At 45.7% G+C, this 25,759-nt stretch carries 27 protein-coding genes; 8 read left to right on the forward strand and 19 right to left on the reverse strand.

Annotated features, from left to right (window positions below):
• Positions 1-63: 63 nt before the first annotated feature.
• The 6 genes from hetR to OU814_RS28665 all read right to left on the reverse strand — a co-directional run bounded on the left by hetR (position 64) and on the right by OU814_RS28665 (position 4,933).
• Positions 64-963: a heterocyst differentiation master regulator HetR gene (hetR, locus tag OU814_RS28640; protein WP_017288360.1), complete on the reverse strand. Its 900-nt coding sequence runs from the start codon at positions 961-963 to the stop codon at positions 64-66.
• Between the two features lie 359 nt (positions 964-1,322).
• Entirely contained in the window at positions 1,323-1,514 is a 192-nt protein-coding gene (locus OU814_RS28645; protein ID WP_017288361.1) for a hypothetical protein, read from the reverse strand.
• A gap of 95 nt (positions 1,515-1,609) precedes the next feature.
• Complete coding sequence (locus OU814_RS28650) at positions 1,610-3,424, reverse strand: FAD-dependent oxidoreductase (protein ID WP_268242952.1); 1,815 nt, start codon at positions 3,422-3,424, stop codon at positions 1,610-1,612.
• Between the two features lie 63 nt (positions 3,425-3,487).
• On the reverse strand, positions 3,488-3,916 hold the full coding sequence (locus tag OU814_RS28655; protein WP_268242953.1) for a type II toxin-antitoxin system VapC family toxin: 429 nt from the start codon (positions 3,914-3,916) through the stop codon (positions 3,488-3,490).
• Positions 3,885-4,139, reverse strand: coding sequence for a hypothetical protein (locus OU814_RS28660; RefSeq protein WP_268242954.1), 255 nt, complete (start codon positions 4,137-4,139; stop codon positions 3,885-3,887). The genes OU814_RS28655 and OU814_RS28660 overlap by 32 nt, the downstream gene beginning before the upstream one ends.
• Before the next feature lie 116 nt (positions 4,140-4,255).
• Positions 4,256-4,933, reverse strand: coding sequence for a Mo-dependent nitrogenase C-terminal domain-containing protein (locus OU814_RS28665; RefSeq protein ID WP_190653175.1), 678 nt, complete (start codon positions 4,931-4,933; stop codon positions 4,256-4,258).
• A 104-nt stretch (positions 4,934-5,037) separates the two neighbouring features.
• Here OU814_RS28665 and OU814_RS28670 point away from each other — a divergent pair, with 104 nt between their 5' ends.
• Positions 5,038-5,406 carry an EamA family transporter gene (locus tag OU814_RS28670; RefSeq protein WP_268242955.1) on the forward strand — a complete coding sequence of 123 codons (369 nt, stop codon included), beginning with the start codon at positions 5,038-5,040 and terminating at the stop codon, positions 5,404-5,406.
• On the opposite strand, the gene OU814_RS28675 is transcribed toward OU814_RS28670, so the two are convergent.
• The 9 genes from OU814_RS28675 to OU814_RS28715 are packed head-to-tail and all read right to left on the reverse strand — an operon-like array spanning position 5,407 to position 15,777.
• Positions 5,407-6,465, reverse strand: coding sequence for a glycosyltransferase family 4 protein (locus OU814_RS28675; RefSeq protein WP_017288366.1), 1,059 nt, complete (start codon positions 6,463-6,465; stop codon positions 5,407-5,409).
• 10 nt (positions 6,466-6,475) lie between these two features.
• On the reverse strand, positions 6,476-7,594 hold the full coding sequence (locus OU814_RS28680; protein ID WP_017288367.1) for a glycosyltransferase family 4 protein: 1,119 nt from the start codon (positions 7,592-7,594) through the stop codon (positions 6,476-6,478).
• Complete coding sequence (locus tag OU814_RS28685) at positions 7,591-8,556, reverse strand: GDP-mannose 4,6-dehydratase (RefSeq protein ID WP_017288368.1); 966 nt, start codon at positions 8,554-8,556, stop codon at positions 7,591-7,593. Before OU814_RS28685 ends, OU814_RS28680 begins: the two co-directional genes overlap by 4 nt.
• 33 nt (positions 8,557-8,589) lie before the next feature.
• Positions 8,590-10,968, reverse strand: a complete 2,379-nt coding sequence (locus OU814_RS28690; RefSeq protein WP_268242956.1) for a glycosyltransferase family 4 protein — start codon at positions 10,966-10,968, stop codon at positions 8,590-8,592.
• Positions 10,969-10,979: 11 nt separating this feature from the next.
• On the reverse strand, positions 10,980-11,909 hold the full coding sequence (locus tag OU814_RS28695; protein WP_268242957.1) for a class I SAM-dependent methyltransferase: 930 nt from the start codon (positions 11,907-11,909) through the stop codon (positions 10,980-10,982).
• A gap of 24 nt (positions 11,910-11,933) precedes the next feature.
• The gene (locus OU814_RS28700) at positions 11,934-12,977 is read right to left on the reverse strand and encodes a glycosyltransferase family 4 protein (RefSeq protein WP_268242958.1); all 1,044 of its coding nucleotides are present in this window, start codon (positions 12,975-12,977) and stop codon (positions 11,934-11,936) included.
• Positions 12,974-13,387 (reverse strand): hypothetical protein, encoded by a 414-nt coding sequence (locus tag OU814_RS28705; RefSeq protein WP_017288372.1) that lies wholly within the window; start codon positions 13,385-13,387, stop codon positions 12,974-12,976. The genes OU814_RS28700 and OU814_RS28705 overlap by 4 nt, the downstream gene beginning before the upstream one ends.
• A 7-nt stretch (positions 13,388-13,394) precedes the next feature.
• A complete protein-coding gene (locus OU814_RS28710) occupies positions 13,395-14,747 on the reverse strand; it encodes a hypothetical protein (protein WP_268242959.1) in 1,353 nt (450 codons plus the stop codon).
• 16 nt (positions 14,748-14,763) lie between these two features.
• Complete coding sequence (locus OU814_RS28715) at positions 14,764-15,777, reverse strand: class I SAM-dependent methyltransferase (RefSeq protein ID WP_268242960.1); 1,014 nt, start codon at positions 15,775-15,777, stop codon at positions 14,764-14,766.
• A 138-nt stretch (positions 15,778-15,915) separates the two neighbouring features.
• On the opposite strand from OU814_RS28715, the gene OU814_RS28720 reads away from it, so the two are divergent.
• The 5 genes from OU814_RS28720 to OU814_RS28740 all read left to right on the forward strand — a co-directional run bounded on the left by OU814_RS28720 (position 15,916) and on the right by OU814_RS28740 (position 19,927).
• Positions 15,916-16,656: a DUF3891 family protein gene (locus tag OU814_RS28720; protein ID WP_190653167.1), complete on the forward strand. Its 741-nt coding sequence runs from the start codon at positions 15,916-15,918 to the stop codon at positions 16,654-16,656.
• The gene (locus OU814_RS28725) at positions 16,646-17,164 is read left to right on the forward strand and encodes a GAF domain-containing protein (RefSeq protein ID WP_268243010.1); all 519 of its coding nucleotides are present in this window, start codon (positions 16,646-16,648) and stop codon (positions 17,162-17,164) included. The genes OU814_RS28720 and OU814_RS28725 overlap by 11 nt, the downstream gene beginning before the upstream one ends.
• 69 nt (positions 17,165-17,233) lie before the next feature.
• Positions 17,234-18,343: a sensor histidine kinase gene (locus OU814_RS28730; RefSeq protein ID WP_051077861.1), complete on the forward strand. Its 1,110-nt coding sequence runs from the start codon at positions 17,234-17,236 to the stop codon at positions 18,341-18,343.
• Positions 18,344-18,466: 123 nt separating this feature from the next.
• A complete protein-coding gene (locus tag OU814_RS28735) occupies positions 18,467-19,153 on the forward strand; it encodes a lysophospholipid acyltransferase family protein (protein WP_239741173.1) in 687 nt (228 codons plus the stop codon).
• A gap of 6 nt (positions 19,154-19,159) precedes the next feature.
• The gene (locus OU814_RS28740) at positions 19,160-19,927 is read left to right on the forward strand and encodes an alpha/beta fold hydrolase (protein WP_268242961.1); all 768 of its coding nucleotides are present in this window, start codon (positions 19,160-19,162) and stop codon (positions 19,925-19,927) included.
• A 42-nt stretch (positions 19,928-19,969) separates the two neighbouring features.
• Here OU814_RS28740 and OU814_RS28745 read toward each other — a convergent pair whose 3' ends face one another.
• Both OU814_RS28745 and OU814_RS28750 read right to left on the reverse strand, forming a co-directional pair.
• On the reverse strand, positions 19,970-20,887 hold the full coding sequence (locus OU814_RS28745) for a S66 peptidase family protein (RefSeq protein ID WP_268242962.1): 918 nt from the start codon (positions 20,885-20,887) through the stop codon (positions 19,970-19,972).
• 51 nt (positions 20,888-20,938) lie between these two features.
• On the reverse strand, positions 20,939-22,024 hold the full coding sequence (locus tag OU814_RS28750) for a glycosyltransferase family 4 protein (RefSeq protein WP_268242963.1): 1,086 nt from the start codon (positions 22,022-22,024) through the stop codon (positions 20,939-20,941).
• Positions 22,025-22,288: 264 nt separating this feature from the next.
• Here OU814_RS28750 and OU814_RS28755 point away from each other — a divergent pair, with 264 nt between their 5' ends.
• Complete coding sequence (locus OU814_RS28755) at positions 22,289-23,815, forward strand: serine/threonine-protein kinase (RefSeq protein WP_268242964.1); 1,527 nt, start codon at positions 22,289-22,291, stop codon at positions 23,813-23,815.
• A 70-nt stretch (positions 23,816-23,885) separates the two neighbouring features.
• Here the strand turns inward: OU814_RS28755 and tmk are convergent, their stop codons facing one another.
• The gene (tmk, locus tag OU814_RS28760; protein ID WP_268242965.1) at positions 23,886-24,551 is read right to left on the reverse strand and encodes a dTMP kinase; all 666 of its coding nucleotides are present in this window, start codon (positions 24,549-24,551) and stop codon (positions 23,886-23,888) included.
• A 287-nt stretch (positions 24,552-24,838) separates the two neighbouring features.
• Between tmk and OU814_RS28765 the strand changes: the two genes are divergently transcribed.
• Entirely contained in the window at positions 24,839-25,186 is a 348-nt protein-coding gene (locus OU814_RS28765) for a hypothetical protein (protein ID WP_026148660.1), read from the forward strand.
• 74 nt (positions 25,187-25,260) lie between these two features.
• Here the strand turns inward: OU814_RS28765 and OU814_RS28770 are convergent, their stop codons facing one another.
• The gene (locus tag OU814_RS28770) at positions 25,261-25,686 is read right to left on the reverse strand and encodes an FHA domain-containing protein (protein ID WP_017288389.1); all 426 of its coding nucleotides are present in this window, start codon (positions 25,684-25,686) and stop codon (positions 25,261-25,263) included.
• Between the last annotated feature and the right edge of the window lie 73 nt (positions 25,687-25,759).

Below are 25,759 nucleotides of genomic sequence, written 5' to 3' on the forward strand. Positions count from 1 at the left end.
GGGGAGTTGACGCTATCTTTCAGACAGTTGCAAAAGTTTAAATTGCGTAATAGTCTAAACTGCTTACGTTTCGGTTGAACCAAATACCATCTGCACGACAAATGGTTTTCCACCTTCTTGATGATACCGATCGGCCCAGTTGCGTAATATCTCGTCAAGCTCTGCGATCGCATCTCTCACGCGATCGTCTGGAATATCTAATTCTTCTAAGACGCGCATGACCTGATCTTCTCGCTTTGCCCAGTCTTGCATCAAGCGAAAAAATCGCGCTGTGTCTTCAATCATGACATAAGCGCGTTCTTCTTGGTCTTCAGGTGAATAAGATGCTCGGGTGAGCGCATAGAAAGGCATTCCCCAAGGCGACTCGATGCGAGTGACGGTTCCAGAGTAAAGCAGGCGGCGCTTGATGTGCTCTGCCAGTGCTTCACTCAAGGGCATTCGCTGCTCAGGTGGAAGATCTTCTTGCGATCGCGTATTCAGAAACTCGATGAGTTCTAAAAACTGAAAGGAGTTGATCAGTTGGGCATCGGGCAGATTGTTGGGCAATTTCTGTTCGATTTGGCGCTTTTCTTCAGAAGTCAAACTGGTTCCAGGAACTCGTGAGCGTCCCGGTTGCCAGGGGTATTGCTCCATCCAGACGTAGGGTAACTGAATCAAATACCGAGGTTCTTGTGACCCTAGCATTTTCAAGAGTTTGCCTTCGGTAAGAGCTTGTCTGACTTCTTCCACGATCGCCTTTACTCGTTTGGGTTCGATGTGGTGCAGATGACCCGTCATCCGGATGTTGCCATCTTGCTCCAAGTAAGTCATGTAAATCGCGCACTTGGCAGCTGTTGCGGCTGCGTCTAGGAATGCGCCATGACGATGACCGCCCGTTCGCATTGCGCTAAACGCCAGATACAACATAATCTGATCCATTGCACTAGGGCTGAGAAGTTTGATCAGATCTAGGTCATTTGTCATATCGATCGCGCCACCGCTGAAACAAAGAACACGAATACAATCAAAACGATGCCGAAATCCAGTCTACAGCGAGAGTCTGTATTTCAACAGGAATTCTCTCAATACAGAGCAAAACTTCATCGTTGGCATACGTTAACAATTTTATCTTTAATAGATTTCGATAAAATTGCTTTTTTGAACGTGCCCAACTCTCGCTGAAAACTCAACAGTTGGGTCTTATAGTGCTTCGTCAGGGAATAGACTGCGATCGTCGATGGAAAAAAATTAAAGAGGGAGATCGACCCTCTAGAAAAGCGATCTCCACACAGTTTGGAAGCTCAATGTAAACTGTTCAGATTGAAAAGCTGAGATTGAGAAAATTAGATGAGAAAGTTCATCTGTTCGAGTTGGGTTTCGATCCGTCCGCTGCCCCGATGGGCAAGTGTGTGTGGAATCAGTTGAGGGGCGTTTAACTGAGAGGCGGCGGGGAAGAAACGCTCGGTGGTGTAAGAACCGATAGCAACTGCTCCAATGAGCCAGCTAAAGAGTGCAACCAAAGTTTGAGCGCGCATATTTTACGTCCTCAGTGTTGATACCCCTTTCTTCACAATTTTGGGCATCACATCAGGACAAAAAATGGCTGAAAACTCAAATTCGGTAGTCGCACCTACTTGACAAACGCTTCAGGGTAGTGTTGATTATCCGTATTCAGCGCTTCTACTAAAATCCAATTTCCAGACTGATTAAATTTACCTAAACCACTCAGTGATTGTCCGGTCTGAATTTTCTGTAGTTGAGCGTTGACTTCGGGATCTACTGTGACGATCAGCCATTCAGTCTGGGATGGTTCTGTAGATTTTAATGTATAGTCTTGTACTCCTTTGCGGTGGAAAATTCCATTGAATGGTTTAGCTTGGTCGCTAGGTGCTTGAATGCTTTTACTGGCGGGACATTCACCGTTTGTCGGATAACTTTCTGGATGGTCGAGATAGTATTGCTGCCAGACGAGCCATTCTGGGTGTTTAGGTGACAAATTGAACAGAGGAAAAATTGCGGTGGGCGCGATCGCATCGGTGAGTAAGGCGAGTTGCAGCGATCGCACATCTAAATGACGGGGATGACAGATTTGTTCGATGCAAAGAGCGGCTGCCATACCTGCGGCTTGCCCAATTCCTAAAACGAGCGGTTGAAGCCGAGTTGCGCCGTTGGCGATGTGGGTGACGGAGATGTTTTTCTCACAGACTAGAAAATTGTCGATTTCCTTCGGAATCAAGCAGGTGTAAGGAATCGTGAAGGGGGTTCCTGTCCAACGCCCGCCCCAGCGGATGGATTTTGATTTTAATGGAATGTCGCCGCTCGGATAGTGGTGGTCGTTGGCGTAGTTGCCAATGGCGATCGCTTGGCAGAAATTTTCGGCGTATTCACAGCCGATCGCATCGACTTGGTAGGGGAGTGGGGCAACTTGTCCTTTGGGAAGCAGATCTTGTTCGCGCAGGGTGGTGATACCGATGAGACGGCGGCTTTCTCGATAATAGGGATGCAGAGCAAAGGCAGTGCCATTCGGAAAGGTGTTTTCGGCGAGTCCGTATCTGCGCCCTAATTTGGTTTGGATAAAGTGGGCGAAAGCGAGAGAGTGGATTTTTGCTTCTTCATGGAATTCGAGGCGAGTTGAGCGATCGAGTAGCCGATTGGGATTCTCACCGTAGTCGTTGCCAGAGATGGGCCAGTTGATCATGAAGCGATCGCCGGGAAGCCGTCCGTAATTCAAAAATGCTTCAGCGCCATAGTTTTGCCAAGCTTTCTCGAATAAGTCGGGATTGTAATGTTCAGGTTCGGGAATTTCTGGTGCTTCTGCCTCGCCAAAATCCTGCATTACGACTACCCAGGTTGGCGCTTGAACGGGGTAGGTTTGAGTCAGTTCGTTGGGTTCAGGCGGAGCGCTTGGTTCGTTGAATTCGGATTGCAATTCCCATCCCCAGCGATGAGGAATGTTGCCCAGGGCTAAAAGATCGCCGAGTTCGGTGGCATCGATCGTAATTTTTGCCTCGACTCTGACTGTTTGAAATTCGACTCCGAGAATGCGTGCGGCTTCGCCGATACCGCAAGGGTCGTTTTCTTGCAAAACGGCGGCGGGAATTTCTCCGGCGATCCACTGCAAATTCGGTAAAGCCTTGACCCAATCGGCAAAGATTTCGGCTCCGATTCGGGGTTCGTAGGTGAAGAAACTGACCCAAGCGTTGTCGAGTCCTCCGGGTTGGCGGCGTTCTAATTCGCGCAGGAATGCACCCCAGATTCCGGTTTGAAAGGCTGCAAGTTCGTTGCCATCGGGAGCGGTTACGCCTGCACTGGTGAGCATTCCGCCGAGCCACTCAAATTCACTGACGAGAATTGTTTTTGCACCGCGTCGGGCGGCTTGGATGGCTGCGGCTGTTCCGCCTGTTCCGCCTCCGACAACCAATACATCCGCGATCAGTTCTTGCATCGTTTTTTGAGCTAAAAAATCTTTTCAATCATCGCGGTGAATGGAGTTTTGGGCAAGTCGAACTTACTGCCAAGGTGCGATTGTATCGATCGTTTGATTTTTATGCTTGCGGTAAATTAGAAAGTCACTATCAAGTGTGAGAACTGTACTATTGGGCAAGAGTTCTGCCATTCGTACGAGACAAGCATCTGCAAAATCCATTGGAACAGAGTCGTAGCGAACTAATAGATCTGTAACTTGCTCAACCTCAGAATTAAACTGGAAACCGATATAGATACTTTTTGTTTCTAGTAAGCCTTTGAGTGTTTGTATCCCATTGTGAACGTGCTGCAAGAGAAACACTGTCTCTGAAATTACTGCTTCACAGGTAAATAATGGTGGCTGAATTCTCATTAACTGATGCTTCACCCATTCATGACGAGGCTCACGACGATTAATTAAAGCAACAAGTGGCCCCGTATCAAGAATGACTTGCTGGTGAATCCTGTCCATATCCTTTCATGTAATCGGGGTTGGTTAATAAGTCGCTCGGTCCTTCCCCGCGACCAATAAACTCTCTAGCAACGTCAAAGAACGATTGAAAAGATTCAGGCGAGTTTGAGGTCGGAACTTGTTTGTGTTGCAACTTCACTGCAAATTCGAGAACCATTTTCTGTTCTTCTGGAGAAAGCATTTGTAAGGTATCTAAAACCTGTTGTGGAATTGAGACTGACATAAAGCAGAAACGAGTAGAGAACCTTTGCTCTCAGTCTACCGAAATCAATCTCAATTCTTATGCGATCCATATAATTTTGTGACCGCTCCTCTCTTCAAGAGCGATCGCCAATTCTTCTAACAGTAAGGTGTAACATCCTCGCCGCATTCGTCTGCAAGATATGAGAGTGCGCGGAATCGTAAACCGACTAGCTGTTCGTACAGCGGATTCAGCTTGCACATGGGTGGAATATGCACAATCTTGTGCCCGAATAGCTTTACGTCTCGCTCAAAGGGGCATTGGGCGGGAATGAGTTTGCAGAGAAAATGTGCAACCTTTGGATCGTGAACTTGGAAGCCGTCGAGCCACGATCGTACAGGCTGCAACACATCAAGATGCAGTTCAGGATGCGGCTGGAGCGCTTGAGTTTCGGCATGTCGATCGCATAAAGTCAGCCGCAGATTTTCTAGAATCTCAGTTCCAGTATTCAAGGTCTGACAGAATTGTTCTAAGATTTCGTCTTCGCTGGATGTGTAGACTCCATCTGCGAGGGCAACCATGACTGCGGTTCTGAGAAAATTCTCGGCAAGCTGAGCGTCAGGGGCAAAGTGCGATCGCAGTTCTTCATTCGAGATCGGTTGAAACGATCGCTCTGTTTCTTCCTGGGTTAAGGCATGTTCAGTCAGAGAAGCAATTAACTGTTGCTCCGCTTCATCGAACTTATCATCTGCCCAAGCCAAAGTGAGAAGACCACGTAACCAAATGGAAATTTGGGCGTCAGTGTAGGTCGGTTGTACAGGGGTTGAAGAATTCATCGTGAGTTTTTCATGCTTCCAAAATAAATGTAGCTCAAGGTTTCCCGGTCAGACGCTCAAGCTAGCTGTAAACTGAAAAAGCGAAATGTGGAGAAAGATTTCCTGTGAGTTTTCAAGAATTTGCATTGTTTCTTGTATCGATCGTGGCAGGTGTTGCAGGTCAGTTTTTTCTCAAATCAGGAGCATTAAAACTGGGGCAACTCACTTCTAATAATGCAGTGAGCCATGTTCTCAGTATTGCCACAACGCCTGAATTGGTGATTGGACTAGGATGCTATGGAGCGGGTGCAATCTTATACATTTTGCTGCTGACTCGTGTTCCTCTCAGTATTTTGGCTCCGGCAGTTGCATTGCAATATGTATTTTCGGTGCTGCTCGGGAAATTCGTCTTTAATGAGCAGATTCCGGTGATCCGACTGTTTGGATTAGCGTTTATTATCTGCGGTGTTGTGATGCTGATGGCAAAAAAGTAATTAGAGATAGCGTTTGAGAATTTCGGCGGTTTGGTTCGCAGTAGTTTGCCAGCTAAAAGATTGAGCGCGATCGAGTCCTTTTTCTCTCAGTTGGGTTCGGAGGCTTGAATCTTGGACGATCGCATTCATCGCATCGAAAATTTCAGATTCACGGTAAGGATTGACTAAAATCGTCGCATCGCCTGCCACTTCAGGAATTGAGGACAGATTAGAAGTAATGACGGGAGTTCCACATGCCATTGCTTCGAGTACAGGTAAGCCGAAACCTTCCCACAGACTGGTAAAAACAAGCGCAGTGGCTTGATTGATCAATGCAGGTAATTCTGCATAGGAAACATAACTCAAGAATTTAATGCGATCGCGAATTCCCAAGCTTTCAGCCTGTTGTTGTAACTGAGGGGTAAATCTTGGATCGGGTGAGCCTGCGATCCAGAATTCATAATCTTTAGGAAGTCGAGAAAAAGCGCTGAGTGCTCGACCAATATTTTTATAAGGGTCATGTCGCCCGACGTAGAGAAAGTAATTTTTAGTGGGTAAATCTAGAAATCTGAAGTGCTGATTGTCGTAAGCAAGTGGAATGACTGTGATTTTATTCGATGGGATTTTGTAGAACTCGATCGCATCATTTGCCGTCGATTCTGAATCGCTCAAAATATGCTGAGCTTGGGCAAGAACATGGGGAATATAGAATCGATAATATTGAGTGAGTGGTGATGTGAAACGCGGAAATCGAAGCGGAATAAAATCGTGTAATGTCACGATATAGCGACATTTTGTAAAGATTGGAGCTTCAGGAATTGGAGAGAAAATGAGATTACTCTGAAGCTGATGATAGATTTTAGGTAATTCAAATTGCGTCCATTTCAATCGATTGAAATGCCCTTTTGTCCCTTGATCCGGTGTGAGTTGATCTGAAATCGGATAACACTGGTAAGGAGGGATATTTTGTCCAGATAATAAAACTGGATCAAGCGCGCTTAAACCAGGTAGTAAATTTTTTGCATAGACAGTGTGACCTGTCGGTTTTGAAGCTAAAAATGCAAGATTGACTAATATCACAGAACTAAGATCACAGAATTGATCGATAAGCTTTCAATGTTTCTTGAGCCGTATTTTCCCAAGAATATAATTTAGCTTGTTCTTTGCCCTTTTGAATCAAATTCTCGCGTAAAGTGCGATCGCGAATGACATTCAAAATCGCTTCTCCTAAATCTTCGATCGCATTTGGCTCAATCAATAGTGCCGCATCGCCCGCAATTTCTGGCAGAGATGAGACATTCGTTGTCACAACAGGTGCACCTAACGTCATTGCTTCTAATACAGGCATTCCGAACCCTTCGTAGTGCGAGGGATACACAAATACATCTGCATTTCGGTAAAACTGCATGACTTGAGCGTCGGGAAGATAATCGAGATGCTGAATTTCACTTTGATACGGCGATCGCGCAATTTGATCAAAAATAGGTTCGTATAACCAACCTTTTTGACCGATTAGAACTAATTGATGCTCAATTTTATAATTTCGCTTTAGATATTCAAATGCAGAAATCAGCGATCGAATATTTTTTCTCGGTTCGATCGTACTGACAAATAAAATATAAGGTTTCGGAAACGAGAATTCAGGAATCGGCTGATCAACTTGATAACGACTGGCTAAATGAGTCACCCAAACTCGATCTGGATCAACCTTGAGATACTCAACGATATCGCGTTTAGAACTATGCGAGATGGTCAAAATTAAATCTGTCCAGCGCAGGCATTTTTTTAACCGTTCTGTATAAGCACTAACCGTTGAATTCGTAAATTCAGGATACTTAATAAACGTCAAATCGTAGATTGTAATCACTCGACGACTTTTCCGAGTTGGGAAAACAGTATAGTTCGTCCCATGCACAATATCAGCTTGCTGGAAACAGGCTTCTAAGCCATTAGAAAATAAGAAGGGAAAGTCAATAATTAAATTCGACAATCTTACCGGAAGTGGAAATAGATTGAGACGCGAATAAGCTCGTAAATAATCAGGAAATGCGAAATCTCCCTTGAGCCATTTCTTGAGTCCGGGCTGATAGATGAGTTCTAAATCTGGAGAATCTTGCGATCGCATCAGCCCTTGAATCAAGTTTGAGACATAAAACCCGATTCCACTCGGTTTTGGCATCCAAGGGGTGACATCGATCGCAATTTTCATTGGGCTTCGCTCAATTCCTTCAAGTCGTGATCAACCATTAACTCGACCAACTGCTTAAACGGATATTGCGGCTCCCAATTTAGCTGTCTGCGGATTTTATCGATCGAGCCAACGAGCTGCACAGCTTCATCCGGTCGATAAAAATTCGGATCGACTGAGACATACTCTTCCCAGTTCAATCCCACGCAGTCGAATGCAGTCTGCACTAACTCTCGAACCGAGTGCGTTTCACCGCTGGCAATGATGTAATCATCGGGTTGCTCTTGTTGCAACATCATCCACATTGCCCGCACGGCATCTTTCGCATAACACCAATCCCGCTTCGCGTCTAAGTTTCCAAGCTTCAACTCTTTGGCTAAACCCATTTTGATCAAGGCTGCCCCACGAGTGATCTTACGAAAGACGAACTCTGTGCCTCGACGCGGAGACTCATGCGTGTAGGTCACCCCACAACAGCTATAGAGTCCATACTGCTGGCGATAATTGATCGTCATCCAATGCGCGTAAGCTTTTGCGACTCCGTAAGGATTTCGAGGTCGAAAGGCGGTTCGTTCGGTTTGAGGCGACTCATCGGGTTGTCCGAACACTTCACTACTAGATGCTTGGTAAAACCTGGCATCTGATTTACAGCGACGAATCGATTCGAGTAACCGTGAAACGCCTAGAGCAGTATATTCTGCGGTCAAAGCGGGCTGTGTCCAAGACAGCGGCACATAACTTTGAGATGCCAGATTATAAATTTCGTCGGGTTGGGCGTAGGAAACGGCATCCATTAACGAACATTGATCCAGTAGGTCACCGGATAAAATCTCGACGGTTCCTGATAAATGGCTAATGCGATCGGCATTGCCCGAACTCGATCGACGAACTAACCCAAAGACTTGATAGCCCTGCTCTAGCAAAAGTTCTGCGAGATACGATCCGTCTTGTCCGGTCAGTCCGGTAATGAGTGCTTTTTTCACGATGATCTTGCTCGATTTAAGCTGATGAACGTTTTACCTGAATGTTGCAGAAGCAGCCATAAAATCGTCGGCAATGACTCGCCAATCATACTGCTGCTGCACTCGCGTTCTGGCGGCTTCGATTCGGGTCAGTTGAATCGTTGAAGACTCTGATCGCACTTGCGCGATCGCGCTTGCAAACTGGTCAACTTCTGCGACGATGCAGTGTTTCCCATGTTCCACGCCCAATCCTCGGATTCCGGTTGGAGTCGAAATGACTGGGATGCCTGCCGCAAAGTACTCTAACATCTTTAGGTTTGTCCCTGACCCAAAGGTGACTGGATTGAGTGCGACATCGGCAATCTCTAAAACGATCGCTTTTGTCTCTTCCTCTACTTCTCCTAAAAATCCCACGTTCTCCGGGCGTTTTTTATCTTGAAATGCCCAACCGACGCTCCCAACAATTAGAAAATTGACATCAGGGAGTGACGGAGCAAGATTCAAAATAGTTTCAACGGCTTTGAGATTTGGATCGTGCCAGCTTCCCAAGAAAAAAGCAGTAAAATTATCAGCAATTCCTAACTTTTCTTTCATCGATCGCCGTTTTTCTTGAGAAATATATGCGATCGCTTCAGTGTCTACTCCGTTTGGAACCTCAATCATTTTATTGAGATCAATACCGTAAATTTGATTGAGCAAATTCGCATCATTTTGCGAACAAGTCATGATCAATTGACTCGCGTTACAGCATTCTAATTCTACTTTTTTAATCGATTCTAAGAGCTTCCGACTGACCGCATTATCCGGGAGGATTTTCGCTTTCAAATCGACTTCAACGTCTTGGGCTTCATACCAAATCGGTTTATCCGTAATCGATCGAATGGCGGGATAGAGGTAAGGATGACAAGCAATGACGAAATCTGAAGATGCGATCGACGTTTTTAATGCTTCAAGATATTTCGGAGTCAAATGAATCAAATCCGGCATGACGATATCAGTAATTGGAACTCTAGTTTCCTTTTCGATTTCTTGTTCTTTTTGCTGATGTTCTGTCGATTTAGGGATACGAATTTCGTAAACATGTTCAGCGATTTCGCCTGCAAACGGAACCTGATCGAATCCGGTGACTGAAACAAATTCGATATCGAAATATTTGGCAAGATGTTTGTATAAATGGAAAACGCGGCTTTGTCCGCCTCCGCGTGGCGGAAATACTGGAAATGTAACCGCGATCGTAATTTTTTGGCGAGATTTACTCATTCCATTGCTCATCGTCTTTAAGGGAGGTTCGCTTAACAAACGAGTGACCGTATTTTCCCAAGTAATTGTCTCAACCAGTTTTCGACCTGTGAGTCCCATTTGCTTGGCTTCTGTACGATGCTGATAAAAATAATCTATTCGTTCAGCAAGTGCAGCAGGTTCGGGTAAAACAGAAAATCCGGTTTCTCCATTAATGACAAACTCGTTCGGACCACCCGCATCGATTGTGGTTAAAACAGGTTTTCCACTCATCATGGCTTCAATCACGACTAAGCCATAATCTTCGTCATAAGGAAGATACGGAACTGCGATCGCATTCGCATACAGCCCAATTACATCTTCGTCATTGACGAATCCAAGAAATTCGATGCGATCGTCGTCTCCAGCTAACTCTTTTAACCGTTTTTCATCCGGTCCAGTTCCTGCAATTTTAAGCTGAACTTTTGACTTTACAAAGCGCATGGCTTCGACGAGTAGGCGAATTCTTTTTGCACTGTCTAAACGGCTAATTGTGAAAAAATAATCGCTACTTCCCTGCTCAAATCTTCTCAGGCTTGAAGGTGGATAAATTACATCGATCGCACTGCCACGTGGAAAATAATTCTTTCGATTTGCGACATTATGAGAGATAGCAGTGTATTTCTTAATGGCTTTGGGATCTAAAGCAATTCCATCAAAATAGTGAATCAATTCTCGAACAAAAGCGCCAGGAAAATGGGCGGCTTCTTCGGGTAATTTCCCACTAGATTCTAACTGTTTAAGCTGTAAAAAAATCTCTGGTAAATCGCCACGTTTTCCTTGTTGAATTCGTTTTTGAAGACGAGAAAGGGTTGGATGATTTGTCGTAAATCGCTCCGGTAAACCTGTCAAATGATAGGCATCATATAAGCCTCGCAATCGGTGTAGCATATAGCAAACATGATTCGGATGCTTGACCATCCAAGCCGGATATTTGCCGGAAATGACCAAATCAAAATGGCGCAAATCTAGCTCAGAAAATTGCTGATAACTATCAATCAACTCTGAAAAGTTCTGCTCTGGACTGGGCAGTTTAATCAACTCAGCCTGATGCGATGTATTTTGATTGATTTCTTCTTGTAATCCCCACCAGAGTTTCTCGGCTCCACCAATACAAAATGGAACAGGACTGGGTGCAACGATCGCGATATGCATAAAATGAAAATTTAGAGACGAGTCGCAGTAAACGCAAACCGAGCATAGATCGAAGAATCGATCTCCTGTGCATTGCTCAAGTAGAAGAACTGGAACTTAAGTTTGTCTTGAGTCGGGCGAATGATTCTCTGCATAAAAGACTGAGGGCTATAAAAACGCCCGTGCCGATTTCCCCATCCTTCAGCGCAGTAAATGGTTGCAGTTTGATCGAACGGGACACCCGCAGGAACGCTAACCGTTGGATCAGTTTGAGTCGCTTCTTGATTAAAGACATAGAATGGCACAACGCAAACTGTTCCGCCTGGTTTTAAAACCCTCGCCAGTTCTTGAAACAGACCTGTATCTGCGTCTTCTTCAAAATGCTCTAAAGAACAAGTGAGTGCTGCTTTTGTGATGAATCCATCGGGGATCGGCATATTACAAGCATTGCCGCCAATCTGATCGCCGTTAATTCCGTCAGGATACATAATGTCTTGGCTGTAAGTTTTTGCTCCTGATAAACGCCGAAAAATCTCTGGGACAGGAGAATGTTCGCTGGCTAAATCGACAAAAACATCTTCTGAATTTAAACCTAATAATGAATAGCAAATATAGTGTTCTAATGTTTTCTCAGGCTGATTTCCTCGATAGTATTCAGAATAGCGTTTTGAGTATTCTGCGCTCTTGCAATACTCCTGATAAAGGCTAGGCTCGATTGAGAATTCATTAAATTCAATTCCAACTTGTTTGCCGAGTTCGATAATATTGGAAACGACTTCTGGGCGAGTATTCTCGATCGCATGATCAACCACAGAGCGTCCGCTGCGCCGAAGCTGTTCTACCCCTGTAGCAAAATCGAACTGAGCGACGTCTGGACGATAGATGTAGGGAGTTGGGCTTGTTTTGGTCGGTTTTCGACTGAGATTCTGAATCGAGTTCAATAAGCCTTTCAGAGAAATCATTACATTTACTCCACACAACAAGTTTCAACATCCTAATATCTTTTGCACAACATTAGCCCATGAAATGTCGAGTGCATTGTAGCGATCGTATCCTGCTGATCCCATTTCTTTCGCGATCGCTTGCTGTTCATAGAGATGATCAATCTTTTCGGCGATCTCCGTTGGATCAGCTTCTGTAATCCATCCGGTCTGCCCATTTACAACAAATTCAACGGGTTCACCCGAATCTTTGCAGGTAATCACAGGCTTGCGAGAGAGCATTGCTTCTAAGGTAACGTAACCGTAATCCTCGTTATAAGGCGCAAAAAAAACACCTAAACAATGTGCGTAATAACTGAGTTTCTCATTGTCGCTGAGCCGACCGAGCAGGCGGACTTTCTGATGGAGTCCAAATTGATCAATCAAACCTTGCAGATAAGGGTACTGACCGCCTTCGCCACCAATTAAGGCAACCACAGGCGATCGCACAAATCGCATGGCTTGAATCAGCAAATCCTGCCGTTTCAGAGTTTCTAATCGACTCGGAAAGAAAATATAAGGTTCGGCAGGCGCGGTGTAAAACTGTTCTGCAAATTGGGGCGGATGATAGAGCGGGATAGAAGCGATTTGATTGAATTTTTGCAATCGCTTGGACACGGTTTTCGCGATCGTAAAAACGCCTCGAAATGTACTCAGGGCTTTCGTATCTTGTTCTGTAATTTCTTGTTTTAACTGTTTGCCTTCTGCACTGCGAGAAAATTCTGCTGTAAATTCAGTGTTCCACAGGTCATAAACACTGCGATGTTGATGTAGAAGCCAGCCCACTTTATTCGGATGCTGCAAATAGAATGCCGGAAATTTGAGACAGATCACACGATCGCATTGATAGCCATTCAAATTCTCAAAATTCTCAGATGCCCAAAGTTTCATACTTCGCTGAATTTCTGAGACAGGCGAAAATCGAAATGGCATCGCAATGATTTCAACCGAGTGTCCGGCTGCTTGCAGTGCATTTGCTAATCCGTCGGCTAAAATCTCCGCTCCGCCTCGAATAAAGGGAACTTGAACAGTGGCGATCGCAATTCTCATTCTTTTTCCTCGATCGCATCTAATCGAGCTTGCAAATCGCTAATTTCTGCCTGCAACTCTGAAACTTTTTTCACTAGGCTTTGATTCAGTAATAAAGTTTCTCGCAAAGCTTGATTGAGAGAGAAATTAACCGCTCGCTGTTCCTTGAAGAGAAAACTGTAAGTTTTCAAAGCGGCTTTCCCAAATCCTCTACCCAAGCTCCAGGGGAATCGTTTTAATTTGGCAGGTAAGTCGGTTCTAATTTGAGATTTTGCGCTGGCAGCATTCAAAAGTGCTTCGATATTGCTCGATCGAATTCGATTTGCCGCATCTATATTTGCAGGAGGTTGATATTGAGAAACGGTTTGTCTCTGGGCTGCTTCTTGCCGAATTTTATCGATCAGAGTGTCAATATTTACGGGGTCACTCATGTTAGATTCACTCCTTTTTTTGCTCTAATAACTTCACTTCAGGCTGACCCAATCGCTGTTTGATTTTCCACCAAACATTTCTCGCTTTCCAAAAAATGCTGTTCTCCATTTCTGAGATTGTTTGATGCGATCGCGCAATTTCTGCGTCTACTTGCTGGCGAAATTGTGTAAATTCTGCTTCGGTCTGTTGCAGCGAAGTTTGTGTCTGCTGAAGCGAGGTTTGCGTCTGTTGCAGCGTTAAATGAGTTTGATGATTCTGCTGCTGAAGTTCAACGAGTTGTTGATAAACTCCATATAACTCTTCTCGTAAAAAGTGAGTTGAATCAAGTGTGTACCTTTTCGACTGAAAATATTCAGAATTCTCGAACGGCGCTGAGATTGCAATTCCTTGTTTTAGCTCATCATAATAGCCGCGCCGCATTGCTTGTGTAATGGAAGTTCCGTCATTAAATTTGCTAAAGGTATAAGGGAATTTCTGCGTTTTCTCATAGCCATTTCTCAACAATTTGTCTCGATAAATATCTGCGAGCTTTGCCCAGGGCGAAGTAATTTCTTCAGGATAAAGAGACGTATTCTTAGAAACAAAATGAGGACGATCGATATCCCATCCACTAAAGTGCAAAAATAATAAAGGTTGACCGTTCACAAATACATTTCCTTGCGGATCTAGCTCAAATTTCTTTTCATAGAAATTCCAGTGACCAATATTTGTGCCTGGATGTTTTAAGAATTTGAAATCCGGGAAATAAAGCACGGCAAGATTCAGCCATAACTGGTCTGCGGCAAGCCCTCTTGGATCTCCGATCGCACAATCTAAAAAACAGTAATGAATTAATCGTCCTTTCCACCACTGGATAAATTGTCGAGTTTGCTCGGCTCTTCGCAATCCCATGAATCCACCGTTATTGATGCCATGAACTAAGAAATTAATCTCATGTTCAGCCTGCTCTAATGGGACAGGTCGGCTACAGTGTGGACTAAAGATTAAGGATGTTTCAGAAAGTTCTTGAAAGATTGGCTCTAGAGAATCACAAATTAAAATATCGCAATCGATAAACAGCCAGCTTTCAGCCGTGGTATGTTCCAGAATATATTCATGTAACAATCCCCGTAGCGCACAGCAAAACTCTAAGGGAGTGTAATAGAAACTCATCTGAGCGATCGCATCTTGCTCGGGCAGATCTTCTAAGTAAATTAGCTCAAAAGGCTCCGTTTCTGGTTGAAAATAATCCTCAACCCGATCGGCAAGCAACACATATAATTTTGCTTCTGGATTATGCTCGGTTAACGTTTCAGCTAAGGTTCGAGCATATGCCAAATAGCTCTTCGTGACGACAGTGCAGACAATTCTTTCAGGCATATTCTTCAACGCTCAACTATTCTTGAGTTGGCAATCCCAATTTTCGCTTGAGTTGGAACCAAGTTGCTCGTAACTTCCAGAATTTACTACTTTCCATTGCTTGAATTCGAGTCTGTGCAGCGGCGGCAAGTTGATGGACACGATCGAGTTCAAGTCGGGTTTGCTGAAGCTCTTGATTGAGCTGGTTAACCTGGTCTGATTGCGGTAACGTTTCAGTTAGAAGTCGCATCAAAAACTGAAATGCACTCTGCGAAATACTGGTTTGATTTTGCAACTGTGATTCATCTACATTCACGATCGCTAAATATCCATCAGCATTCTCGATCGCAGAAAGATTTTCTAAATACTCACGCTCAAAGAAATCCTTCGGCAGAGGGTTCTGATAACTCTCAAATCTCACGCCTTTTAATGCAGGTGAAATCGGCTTAACAATATGACTCGAAACGCTGTAGTGCTGCCCTAAAAATACCGCTTCACCAAACGTGCTCAACACCAATTCTCGAAACTCAGGAAATCGGAACTTATGCAAATGAAACTCACTGATCCAAGGCGCAACGCGATAATCATTTGGACAAGACAAAAACAGTTGTCCATCTGGTTTCAGTAAGCGTTTGAGTTCAACTACAAACTTTCGCGGATTCGGCAAATGCTCGATCGTTTCAAAGGAAACAATCACATCGAACGAAGCATCTTCTAATTGCCGCACGTAATGAGCATCGGACTGAATAAACGTTGCATTCGGATGCGCGTGAAACTTAGATGCAAAATTCACTGCCGACTGATCCACATCGACCCCAACAACTTCTAAAGCGCCTTGCTGAGCGATAAACTGTGTCCCATACCCCGTTCCACAAGAGATATCTAACACCCGTTTTCCAACGACAAAGGGTGCAACATACGCATAGCGAATCATATGATCCACATTTGCAAGCGAAGTATCTGTTCCTGTCTCGTACACTGGCATATGCCGTTCGCTAGTCGGTGTGTAATCGGCAACTGGGTCAGATGAGATCATGGGCTTCGCTGTCAAAAGAATCGAAGATAGTATACCAAACTGATTGAATCTCCAACGGGAAAGTGGTTCCCGCGAATTCTCGATCGTCAGATAGATTTCAGCAAACCGCGCAAATCACTATGATGCTTAGCGTTGTTCGCGCTAAAACGGTACATGATCGTTAATCCGACTCAAAACGGCTGGCAAATTATTTATCATCGGGCACATGCGCTCCTTGCTGCACAGATTGCAGGGCAGTGGTGCAGAAAAGATGCTCCTCCTCGGCTGTATGAAACCGTTGCTGCGATTTCTCATCATGACGATCTAGAGCGCGAATGGGATGAGAACAATCTGAATAAAGCGGGTGCACCAAAAGATTTTACTCAAGATAGCGAGCAAGAAACCGACTATGACAGCTTGCGACGACATCTTGAAGGTTCGTTGTATCGCGGGCGCTGGGTGGCACTTTTAACGTCGATGCATTTGCTGCGATTGAATTCTGCAAAACGAGGAACCTCGCCGAAAGCAGATGCTTTCCTGGATGAACAGATCGAAAATCAGAAACGCTGGCGCAAAGATTTAGAAATCTCTGAAACAGATGCGACGCAAGCGTATGACTTTCTGCAATGGTGCGATCGCTGTTCGCTCATTCTCTGCCAGCAAGAACTCCCCGCCGATGAACGCTGGCTGGAAATCAGCAAAGCTCATGACGGTCAACGCTATGACATTAAGCAATTAGAAAACGGGTTAGTCACTGTCAATCCTTGGTGCTTTCAAGACGATCAATTTACGGTGAATGTCGAAGCCGTCACCCTTTCAGAGGTCAAATTCAAAGACAACAAGAGTCTGACAAAAGCACTGCAATCTGCACCCCGTAAAGTTTTGGAATGGACGTTTGTCAAAGATGCCGCCTGAAATTGATCAATTCCTGAGTCAAGGTGATTTGTCTGAGTTAATGCGAGCGATCGCAGAGTATTTCAATTGCGATCGCTGTTTCTTCTACCTTCGCAATCCCCAAACTCGTCTCGGTCGCGTTCCGTTTTGTTGGACACGCAATTCACAAATTCCTATCGTCTACGATGAAGATTGGAAACCCGAGCCGCAGTCTTTACCGGATGAAGATCCAATGTTTGCGGCAGCACTAGCGACGAAACCTTCTATTTTTGTCGAAGATGTACAAACGGCGAGTGCTGATGTTTTGAATGCAAAATTTGAGCGAGAGAACTTTGGACATCGGGCATTAATCCATGGTCATGTTTGCTATGACAATCAGTTGTGGGGAGTTTTGCAGCCTTGCATAATGGATCAGCCCCGACCTTGGACAGCAGCAGAACGGGGAATCTTTACAGAAATTATTCAACGGATCACCCCAATTGCTGTTGCATACATCAAACAGCAAAGCGAATATCCCCCAGAAGAATGAGGTAGAACGTGACAAAAGTAGTGTTTAGTACTTAGGAACACTAAACGCTCATCTTTGTCGATGTCTGGGATGAATCATACTCCTTTTAGCCGAACGCGGACGATCGATCGCATTCTTGTGGTTGACGATACGCTTGATAACTGTTTACTAATTCAGGCGATCTTGCAGGATGAAGGCTATCAAGTTGAACTCGCAGATAGCGGCAAGGAGGCTTTGCGAATTATTGAACAATCTCCCCCTGATCTAATTCTGCTCGATGTGATGATGCCAGAAATGGATGGATATGAGGTGACACGCCGAATTCGGGCAAATTCTGCATTGCCATTTATTCCCATTCTCCTCACAACCGCTTACGATCAGCCGAGTGTCGCTCAGGGATTAGATACCGGAGCAGACGATTTTATCCGCAAGCCTGTTCACTTTGACGAATTGCTGGCGCGAGTCAGAGCACTCCTGCGGCTGAAGCATAGCGTTGATGAGCGAGATCAGATTGCCCGACAAAGAGAAGATTTTGTGTCTCGCCTGACCCATGATTTGAGAACGCCGTTAGTCGCTGCCGATCGCATGTTGAATCTGATGGCACAGGGCGCATTAGGCGATCTGTCTGATGATGTGCAAGATGCAATTGCAACGATGATTCGCAGCAATTCTAATTTGCTGACGATGGTCAATACTTTGTTAGAGGTGTATCGCTACGAGGCAGGTCGCAAGACGCTAATTTTCTCTCCGGTGAATCTACTCGAACTGGCTCAAGAAGTGATTCAGGAGCTTTCACCTTTAGCGATCGACAAACAATTAGCGCTGAAGCTCGAAGCAGAAGCATCAGAAGAATATATTGCAAAAGGCGATCGCTTAGAACTGTACCGAGTTTTAACGAATTTGATTGGCAATGCGATCAAGTTTACGGATGAAGGTTCGGTCACTGTTCGCTTGATCAAAGTAGATACAGGGCTTGTACCTGCGATCAAAATTGAGGTGCAAGATACAGGAGCAGGCATCTCAGACAGCGATCGCGCTACGCTCTTTGAAAGTTTTATCCCTGGCAAACATAAGAAATCTGGCAGCGGATTAGGATTACACCTGACGCGACGGATTGTAGAAGCGCACAATGGCAGAATTAATGTCATGACTGAACCCGATCAGGGCAGTACGTTTACGGTTTATTTGCCGACGCATTGAAGATGGATCGAACTTTCAGAAGATGGCAGATTGGGCAGAATTTCATTCAATAATGGTAAGAAGTCGTTTGAGGACTGCCCAGGTTTGATATCAGGTTTGAATCCCCTTCAAGTTTCCCAATTCATGCTGATGAGTATGGGAATTCGGATGTATTCGTATCATTCCGAGCGAGTTCCCCGAAATAGTGCAGTACTCGTCGTGAGTAATCATCGCAGTGTCATGGATGCACTGGTGTTGATGAGTGCGATCGAGCGTCCGATCCGATTTGCTTGCCATCACTATATGGGACAAGTTCCTGTGATGCGTGAGGTGGTAAAGCAGTTGGGATGTTTTCCGTTAGAAAGTGATCAGCATCGGCAAGCCAGTTTTTTCCACCAAGCGATCGGTTTACTAAAGTCCCAAGAAGCTGTGGGAATTTTTCCAGAAGGAACGTCACCGATGGTGCAACCGCCTCAGCCGCCTGAGATGGGAAAATTTCATCGCGGGTTTGCACATCTCGCCTTGAAAGCTCCGATCGAGGAATTAGCAATCTTACCCGTTGCGATCGCGCCTGAGAAAGAGACGATTAATTCTGCGATCCCATTAAGAGTCTTAAGCTTTTTCGATCCGACCGAGCCGCTATTTGACCAAGATGGCTGGCATCCGCTAGTTTTGTATCAGACTGTAAATGTCATGATTGGGCATCCGATTTGGATGACCCCGACTCATCGGGCTGATTATCAAGGTCGGTTTGCCCGGAAAGCTGTGGTTGAATTAGTCGATCGTGCCCAAACTGAAATTAAATCCTTATTAGACCAAGGCTGTCCTTAGATTCTCATGCTGCATAGCTCTCCTTGTTTTCTGATCCCCAAAGCGCTACGACCTCAGTTCCCACTGTTTGTCTTTTTGCCCGGAATGGACGGAACAGGGCAATTGTTACGAGCGCAGACGGCAGGGTTGGAAGCAAGGTTTGATGTGCGCTGTTTGGCGATTCCGCCTGATGATTTGACGAATTGGGAAGATTTAGCGCAGCGGGTCGTGGATTTGGTCAAAGGTGAGATGATCGCGCCCCGATCAGTTTATTTGTGTGGAGAATCCTTTGGCGGCTGTTTGGCGATGAAGGTGATTGAGCGTGCGCCGGAGTTGTTCGATCGCTTGATTTTGGTCAATCCTGCATCGTCGTTTAATCGCAGACCTTGGATTGGCTGGGGCGCCCAGATAAGTCAGCATTTGCCGGAGGTAGCATACCATTGGTCTTCGGTGTCGTTGCTGCCTTTGTTGGCAGCGTTTCAACGAATTTCATCCGTTGATCGCCAAGCCTTGATTGAAGCAGTGCGATCGGTTCCGCAACCGACCTCGGTTTGGCGAATGAATTTATTGCAGGGGTTTGAAGTGCCGAGTGAGGCTTTGCGATCGCTGACGATTCCGACGTTGATTTTAGCGAGTGCGAAGGATCGATTGTTGCCGTCGTTGGCAGAAGCGTATCGGTTAAAGGCAAATCTTCAGAAGGCAGAAGTCGTGGTGCTGCCGGAGAGTGGGCATACCTGTTTGTTGGAAACGGATGTCAATTTGTATCAGATTTTAGAAGCTCGCGGGTTTGCATAGAGAGATGAATCCGCATCGCTGTTTTTCTTGTGCTTAAGGACGCTACGAATGGGGCAGGGGGTTGAGATGAGTCTCGAACTTGAGAAGTCCACGATTGCTGTCTAACTCCACCGGAATTCCCACTGGAAGCGCTGCATTCTCGCCATCATGTCCGAACGGTAAGCCTGAAACAATGGGAATTCCTAGATCAGAGAGGCGATCACGTAAAACCTCTTCAACTTGAAAACTGGGAATATTGGCAGGCGGATCGCATTGGCTGAATCGTCCGATCGCAATGCCCCGAATTTTTGCCAAAGCTCCACAGGTTCGCCAATGCGTTAACATGCGATCGATGCGATACGGGGCTTCGGTCACATCCTCGATCGCTAAAATTACGTCGGTTAAATCTGGCTGCCAAGGTGTAAACAGTAAATGGGTTGCAACTGTTAGATTTGCAGGAAGTAACAAACCTGATGCCTTTCCCATGCCCCAGCCGTTGCCTTGAAGTATCGGCAAACCTCGACCTTCAACCCAATCAAACAATCGTGCTTGTGTCCAATCCGGTTCAGATGCGATCGTCGTCAACAAAGGCGCATGAACGCCAGAAATACCTTGTTCTGCATACGCCCAGAGCAAACTTGTAATATCTGAAAAGCCGATCAGCCATTTCGGCTCAACCGATGGAAACGACCATTTTTCAAGTAATCTTGCACCGCCCCAACCACCGCGCGCGCAGAGAATGCCGCGACAGTTCGGATCTTGAAGCGCGGTTTCCAGTTGAATGCGGCGATGTTTATCGGTTCCAGCGAGATAGCCATAGCGATCGTCAAATCCGGGAGTCAATTCAACTCGATAGCCTCTTTGCCGCCAAACTTCTACCCCTTGCTGAAATGCCGTCAATTCGCGCAAGGCTCCGCTTGGGGCAATCACCCGCAATAAGTCACCCGATCGAAGTGGAGCCGGAATCTGACAGCGTTTCATAGAAGTATCCGTAAGATGCGTTTTGGCTGCGCTTAAAGCTTAAGCTCCAGGCTAAGCACAACCGAAACTCGAATTTCGGGATTGTACAATGCGATCGAGCCAAATTTCTAAGCGATTTCCCATCGCGCTCAAAGAATACTCCAGTTCGGCATCCTGCCGACACATTGCGCGATCGATGTGGTCGAGTTTTGCGATCGCGCTGACTAATCCCTCAATGCTATCGGGTTCAACTAACCAACCTGTTTTGCCATCTTTGACAATTTCAGCAGGCCCACCGCGACGATAAGCAATCACCGGGACACCACACGCTAGCGCTTCAATCGCAACATTGCCAAATGCCTCAACCCAATGCGGAGTCATCAACAAAGCTTGTGATTCTCCTAAAGCTTTCTGTAAGTCTTGGGTTGGAAGAAAACCGCAGTATTCGATCGCAGCATTGGGATAGTTTGCTTGAATGCTTTGCCAATAAGATTCGTCTTGAATCACGCCCCAAATTTTTAAGGGAATTCCCGCTTTTTCTATCGCTGCGACGGCATCTTCTAAGCCTTTCTCCGGCGCGATTCGACCCACCCAAGCTAATTGATGTTTGGGAGTCGGATTGAACTGATATTGAGACAGATCAAAGCCGTTTTTCAAGTTGAAACAGGTCTCTTTGAAGCGAAATGTTTCGGCTTGAGCCAGACTATGAACAGCGATCGTGGTTGGAAAGCTTGATGCAACCTGTTCAATGATGTGATCCATTGCATCGGTGAGTGACCCCATGCTCACTAAATGCGCGATCGCACAATCGAAAAAGGGCGTGAGATAGAACGGCAACCAATCATAGGCAAAGTTGATGATTACGTCATAGTCGCTTTGATTGTGACGCGCATAGTCCCACATCTTGCCCAATACTGAATTAGGAGGCAACGTTACTAAGGCATCTCGACCTTGAGATTGAGCAGTAATTTGCAGATGACCGGGAATCTGAATCAGCGGAATGTCTTCTAAGGCAGAACCTTCGGGTGCAACGACCGTGACAGAATGATTCAGAGCAATCAGCGATCGCGCAATATTTGTCAGTGTTAATTCAACTCCGCCTCCTAAACCAGAACCGATCGCACCAACGGGTGTTGAGAGTAATAAGAGTCGAGCCACAAAATGTCTTGATGAACAGCTAATTGATCTTAGAAGATAACGTTGACCGCGATCCAAGAAAGGTAATTGCCATAATTTAGTCAGGCTTTAAATCAAGCACCGCCGCATGAGTCATGTGCAACCCAAAAAATCCCAGAGAAAATTCAGGGATAGCTTTGGGTCAACTTGATTCCTATTCTTAGGCGATCGAAAAACCGCCTCGCTTACTCCGATCAATTTAAGATCCAGTGATACAGTTGATCAGCATCATTTCCTGACCTCGTTATGAGCCTACCGTTTCCTGATGGCACGATCGTTCAAAACCGTTACCGAATTCAACGCATGTTGGGTCAGGGTGGCTTTGGTCGCACTTACCTAGCAGAAGATACGAATCGTTTCAACGAAACTTGTGTTCTAAAGGAATTTGAACCTGCCTCACAAGGTTCCAAACATGCCCAGAAAGCGGAAGAACTCTTTACTCGCGAAGCTAAGGTTCTCCATCAACTGCATCATCCTCAGATTCCGCAGTTCCGCGAACTGTTTCAGATCAAAACGCAGAATCGGGAATTGTTTTTCTTAGTTCAAGATTACGTCGCAGGCAAAACCTATGAGCAATTGCTAAACGATCGCCGAAATCGTGGCATGACCTTCAGCGAGTCGGAAGCCGTTCAACTCCTGCAACAACTTCTACCCGTTTTAGACTACATTCATCGATCGGGCATTGTGCATCGTGATATTTCTCCAGATAACATCATTCTGCGAGATCTCGATCAAAAGCCTGTCTTAATCGATTTTGGTGTCGTCAAAGCGGCAGCAACTCAAGCGGTACATTCCGGGCAAACCTTAGTCGGTAAACCTGGCTATGCTCCCATCGAACAGCTTCATAAAGGCAGCGCGGATTCGAGTAGTGATTTGTATGCGTTGGCTGTGACGATCATTGTTCTGCTGACGGGACGCGAAGCCCAATCGCTGTTCGATTCGATGAATATGACCTGTCAGTGGAAGCAATACACGAACGCTTCGCCCGCGTTCGCGCAGGTGATCGATCGCATGTTGAGTAATCGCCCTCGCGATCGCTATCCTGCTGCTCAAGAAGTGATGGAAGCGCTGTCCAGAGTTTCATCTGGTTCTATGGTTCTAACCCATGCGCCTGTTCCTATCCCGCCGCCGCTCCCTCCTAACTCAACCCATTCAACTCATCAAGGAACAGTTGCGCTGGCAGGCAAAAGGCATCGCCGTTCAACGGTTGCGAACACGACTACTGGAACTTATCCGCGTCCTTGGTTTGAATCTGCATTTGATGTGCCACTTGCGTTATTCCACGGGGCTTACAAACTGCTGAAGTGGATGTTTCGAGCGATGTTTGGCATCGTGCGATTGACGATGTTCGGTATGACTAAATTAGTCGTACGAGTGCTGCTTTGGATTTTAGCGATCGTCAGCTTCATCTGGCTTGTGCCGCAAGTCTTTCCGTATGTTGCTAAATCGGTTCCTGATTTTAGTAAAGCCGTTCCTGACTTTAGTAAAGCCGTTCCTGACTTTAGTAAAGTTCTGCCAAAACCAACGAGTGTGCAAGCGATCGACTACGAAGCGGAATGTCGAAAGTTGGGCATTGATTACAACGACTTCATTGCTCAAGTCAACGATGAGTTTTACCGTAAGTTTCCCGCGCGACGAGGCAAGCCGCTTACTCAATCACAAGCTGATGAGAAGTTTCGGAGCGAATGGCATCGAATTGCTCAGAATCTTCTGAGTGAGAAGTCAGGCGATCTCAAATCTCAGCGCAAAGTGGCTGAAGATTCTAATTTTTAAATCTCTCTACGGGTTACGGGTTGAGCAGAGCCAAAACTCAACCCCAATCAAGCAGACTAAAGCACGTTCTCTAAACAGTCAAAGCTCCCCAATTTGCTAAAGCCTGACTCAATACAGTTTGAATCCGCTCTTCTACCTCGTCCTCGCTCCCACTCGCGTCAATTCTCAACACCCGATCGCGATCCCGTTCAGCTAAAGCTGCAAATCCCGCTCTAACCCGATGATGAAAATCGAGACTCGCCTGCTCAATCCGGTCAGGTTTTCCGGTTCCAGAAGCATCGCGTTGTCCCCGTTTCTGCATCCGTTCTAGACCTACTTCCACCTCGATATCTAACCAAAGCGTCAAATCGCTCTGCAAGCCTCCAGTGGCAATCTGATTGAGCTGATCAATCAGTTCAAAATCCAACTCTCTTCCATAGCCTTGATAAGCGATCGTCGAATCCGTATAGCGATCGCACAAAATCCAATGTCCCTGTTCTAAGTGCGGGCGCAAAAAACCTTCCACATGTTGCGCACGGTCGGCAGCATACAGTAATAATTCTGTGCGATCGTAAATTTCTTCTTCTCCGTGTAGCAATAGTTGTCGGATTTCTGTTCCGAGCTGTGTTCCTCCTGGCTCACGAGTTGTCATCACTTCGCTCCCCAACTGCGTCGTCAGCCATTGGCGCGATCGCTGCAACTGCGTCGTCTTCCCACAGCCTTCAATCCCTTCAAAGACAATTAATTTACCGTCCATTTGTTTCGATCGCTTTTCTCTTCGACATTTTAGAGTATTGCAAAACTCGAACTTTTCTATTTGATCCTGGCAAATTAAACCACTTTTAGAGGAATTCGGTATAAAGGGAATGATGACAGATTGACAGAAACACGACAAACTGGAAAACACCTTCGCTGCCTGAGCCATCCTCTTAGTCCGGAAGCCAGGATTAAAATTTAAGAACACTTCCCTAGACCGGGGTATCGTTTTAGCGTAGGTTGGAAACATAAAGTGAAGATTCGCTTGTCACAAGATTGGGGTTTGATATGGCTCGATACACCTGTCTATTCACTGTTGGAGTCCCAATGCAGCAGCTCCAGCCGCTGTTGAATCAGACGTTGAAATCCTGCAATCTGGATGTGATTTACGCGACTGAGGATTATTTGATGGCGCGTGAAATCCCCGGAAATGTGGCATTCCCAAAACTAGTCACTGTTGAAGTGCTGATCGACAAAACGACTGCGACCGAGAAAGAAACTCGCCTCAATTTCGTGATCAAAAACGAGGAGTTACCACTCCAGCTTGAGAATCACTGCCGCAAAATGTTTAATCTGGTCAATCAAACGATTACCGAGAATCAGGGGTGGAATTTGATTGAGACGGTGACGGGGTGATTGGTTGGGGGATCAAAAAAAACGCCCTAGCAACATAAATCTGCCAGGGCATTTTTTATATCAAAAGATAAAACTCAATCATCCTCTGGATCACCCACCATATTCGGGCTAATTAACGTAATATCAAACTCATCTGGTGGAACTGTCAAAACGGCATCCCGCTTGAGCAGATAGTAAATCGCACGAACTTGAGGACCAAACACAATTTCGTCCTGGTTGCGAAGATCACACTGTTGCAGTTTCCGACCATTGATTAGTAAGCCATTCGCGCTGGGCTTACCTTTGAGATTGCCATCAACGATTCGATAATAGTGAGTCCCATCTTCATTTGGCAATTGAAGTAAAGTCGCATGACGGCGAGAGACAAACTGAGACACCAAGCGAATGTCACACTTGGCATCGCGTCCGATCGAGTAAACAGGAGCATCTAACACAAACTCCCGGCGACCTTTATCGTCTTCGATAATTATCAGGTGGTTTTGATGCGGTTCTGAAGGCATTGATATTCAGCTTGAAAGGGTGGGCGAATAGAAAGGGGATCAGCCTAAGATGGACTTAGGATAGACCGAGCTT

Source organism: Leptolyngbya sp. GGD, from assembly GCF_026735145.1.
Classification (GTDB): Bacteria; Cyanobacteriota; Cyanobacteriia; order Leptolyngbyales; family Leptolyngbyaceae; genus Leptolyngbya; species Leptolyngbya boryana.

Bases quoted from the DNA above. Each gene is read 5' to 3' on its own strand.
- OU814_RS28740 (WP_268242961.1), top strand. From the start codon at position 19,160: ATGCTGCATAGCTCTCCTTGTTTTCTGATCCCCAAAGCGCTACGACCT.
- OU814_RS28665 (WP_190653175.1), bottom strand. From the start codon at position 4,933: ATGAATTCTTCAACCCCTGTACAACCGACCTACACTGACGCCCAAATT.
- OU814_RS28700 (WP_268242958.1), bottom strand. From the start codon at position 12,977: ATGAGAATTGCGATCGCCACTGTTCAAGTTCCCTTTATTCGAGGCGGA.
- tmk (WP_268242965.1), bottom strand. From the start codon at position 24,551: ATGGACGGTAAATTAATTGTCTTTGAAGGGATTGAAGGCTGTGGGAAG.
- OU814_RS28730 (WP_051077861.1), top strand. From the start codon at position 17,234: ATGAATCATACTCCTTTTAGCCGAACGCGGACGATCGATCGCATTCTT.
- hetR (WP_017288360.1), bottom strand. From the start codon at position 963: ATGACAAATGACCTAGATCTGATCAAACTTCTCAGCCCTAGTGCAATG.
- OU814_RS28650 (WP_268242952.1), bottom strand. From the start codon at position 3,424: ATGCAAGAACTGATCGCGGATGTATTGGTTGTCGGAGGCGGAACAGGC.
- OU814_RS28645 (WP_017288361.1), bottom strand. From the start codon at position 1,514: ATGCGCGCTCAAACTTTGGTTGCACTCTTTAGCTGGCTCATTGGAGCA.
- OU814_RS28705 (WP_017288372.1), bottom strand. From the start codon at position 13,387: ATGAGTGACCCCGTAAATATTGACACTCTGATCGATAAAATTCGGCAA.
- OU814_RS28660 (WP_268242954.1), bottom strand. From the start codon at position 4,139: ATGTCAGTCTCAATTCCACAACAGGTTTTAGATACCTTACAAATGCTT.
- OU814_RS28745 (WP_268242962.1), bottom strand. From the start codon at position 20,887: ATGAAACGCTGTCAGATTCCGGCTCCACTTCGATCGGGTGACTTATTG.
- OU814_RS28725 (WP_268243010.1), top strand. From the start codon at position 16,646: ATGCCGCCTGAAATTGATCAATTCCTGAGTCAAGGTGATTTGTCTGAG.
- OU814_RS28735 (WP_239741173.1), top strand. From the start codon at position 18,467: ATGCTGATGAGTATGGGAATTCGGATGTATTCGTATCATTCCGAGCGA.
- OU814_RS28695 (WP_268242957.1), bottom strand. From the start codon at position 11,909: ATGATTTCTCTGAAAGGCTTATTGAACTCGATTCAGAATCTCAGTCGA.
- OU814_RS28690 (WP_268242956.1), bottom strand. From the start codon at position 10,968: ATGCATATCGCGATCGTTGCACCCAGTCCTGTTCCATTTTGTATTGGT.
- OU814_RS28710 (WP_268242959.1), bottom strand. From the start codon at position 14,747: ATGCCTGAAAGAATTGTCTGCACTGTCGTCACGAAGAGCTATTTGGCA.
- OU814_RS28765 (WP_026148660.1), top strand. From the start codon at position 24,839: ATGGCTCGATACACCTGTCTATTCACTGTTGGAGTCCCAATGCAGCAG.
- OU814_RS28770 (WP_017288389.1), bottom strand. From the start codon at position 25,686: ATGCCTTCAGAACCGCATCAAAACCACCTGATAATTATCGAAGACGAT.
- OU814_RS28755 (WP_268242964.1), top strand. From the start codon at position 22,289: ATGAGCCTACCGTTTCCTGATGGCACGATCGTTCAAAACCGTTACCGA.
- OU814_RS28655 (WP_268242953.1), bottom strand. From the start codon at position 3,916: ATGGACAGGATTCACCAGCAAGTCATTCTTGATACGGGGCCACTTGTT.
- OU814_RS28720 (WP_190653167.1), top strand. From the start codon at position 15,916: ATGATCGTTAATCCGACTCAAAACGGCTGGCAAATTATTTATCATCGG.
- OU814_RS28680 (WP_017288367.1), bottom strand. From the start codon at position 7,594: ATGAAAATTGCGATCGATGTCACCCCTTGGATGCCAAAACCGAGTGGA.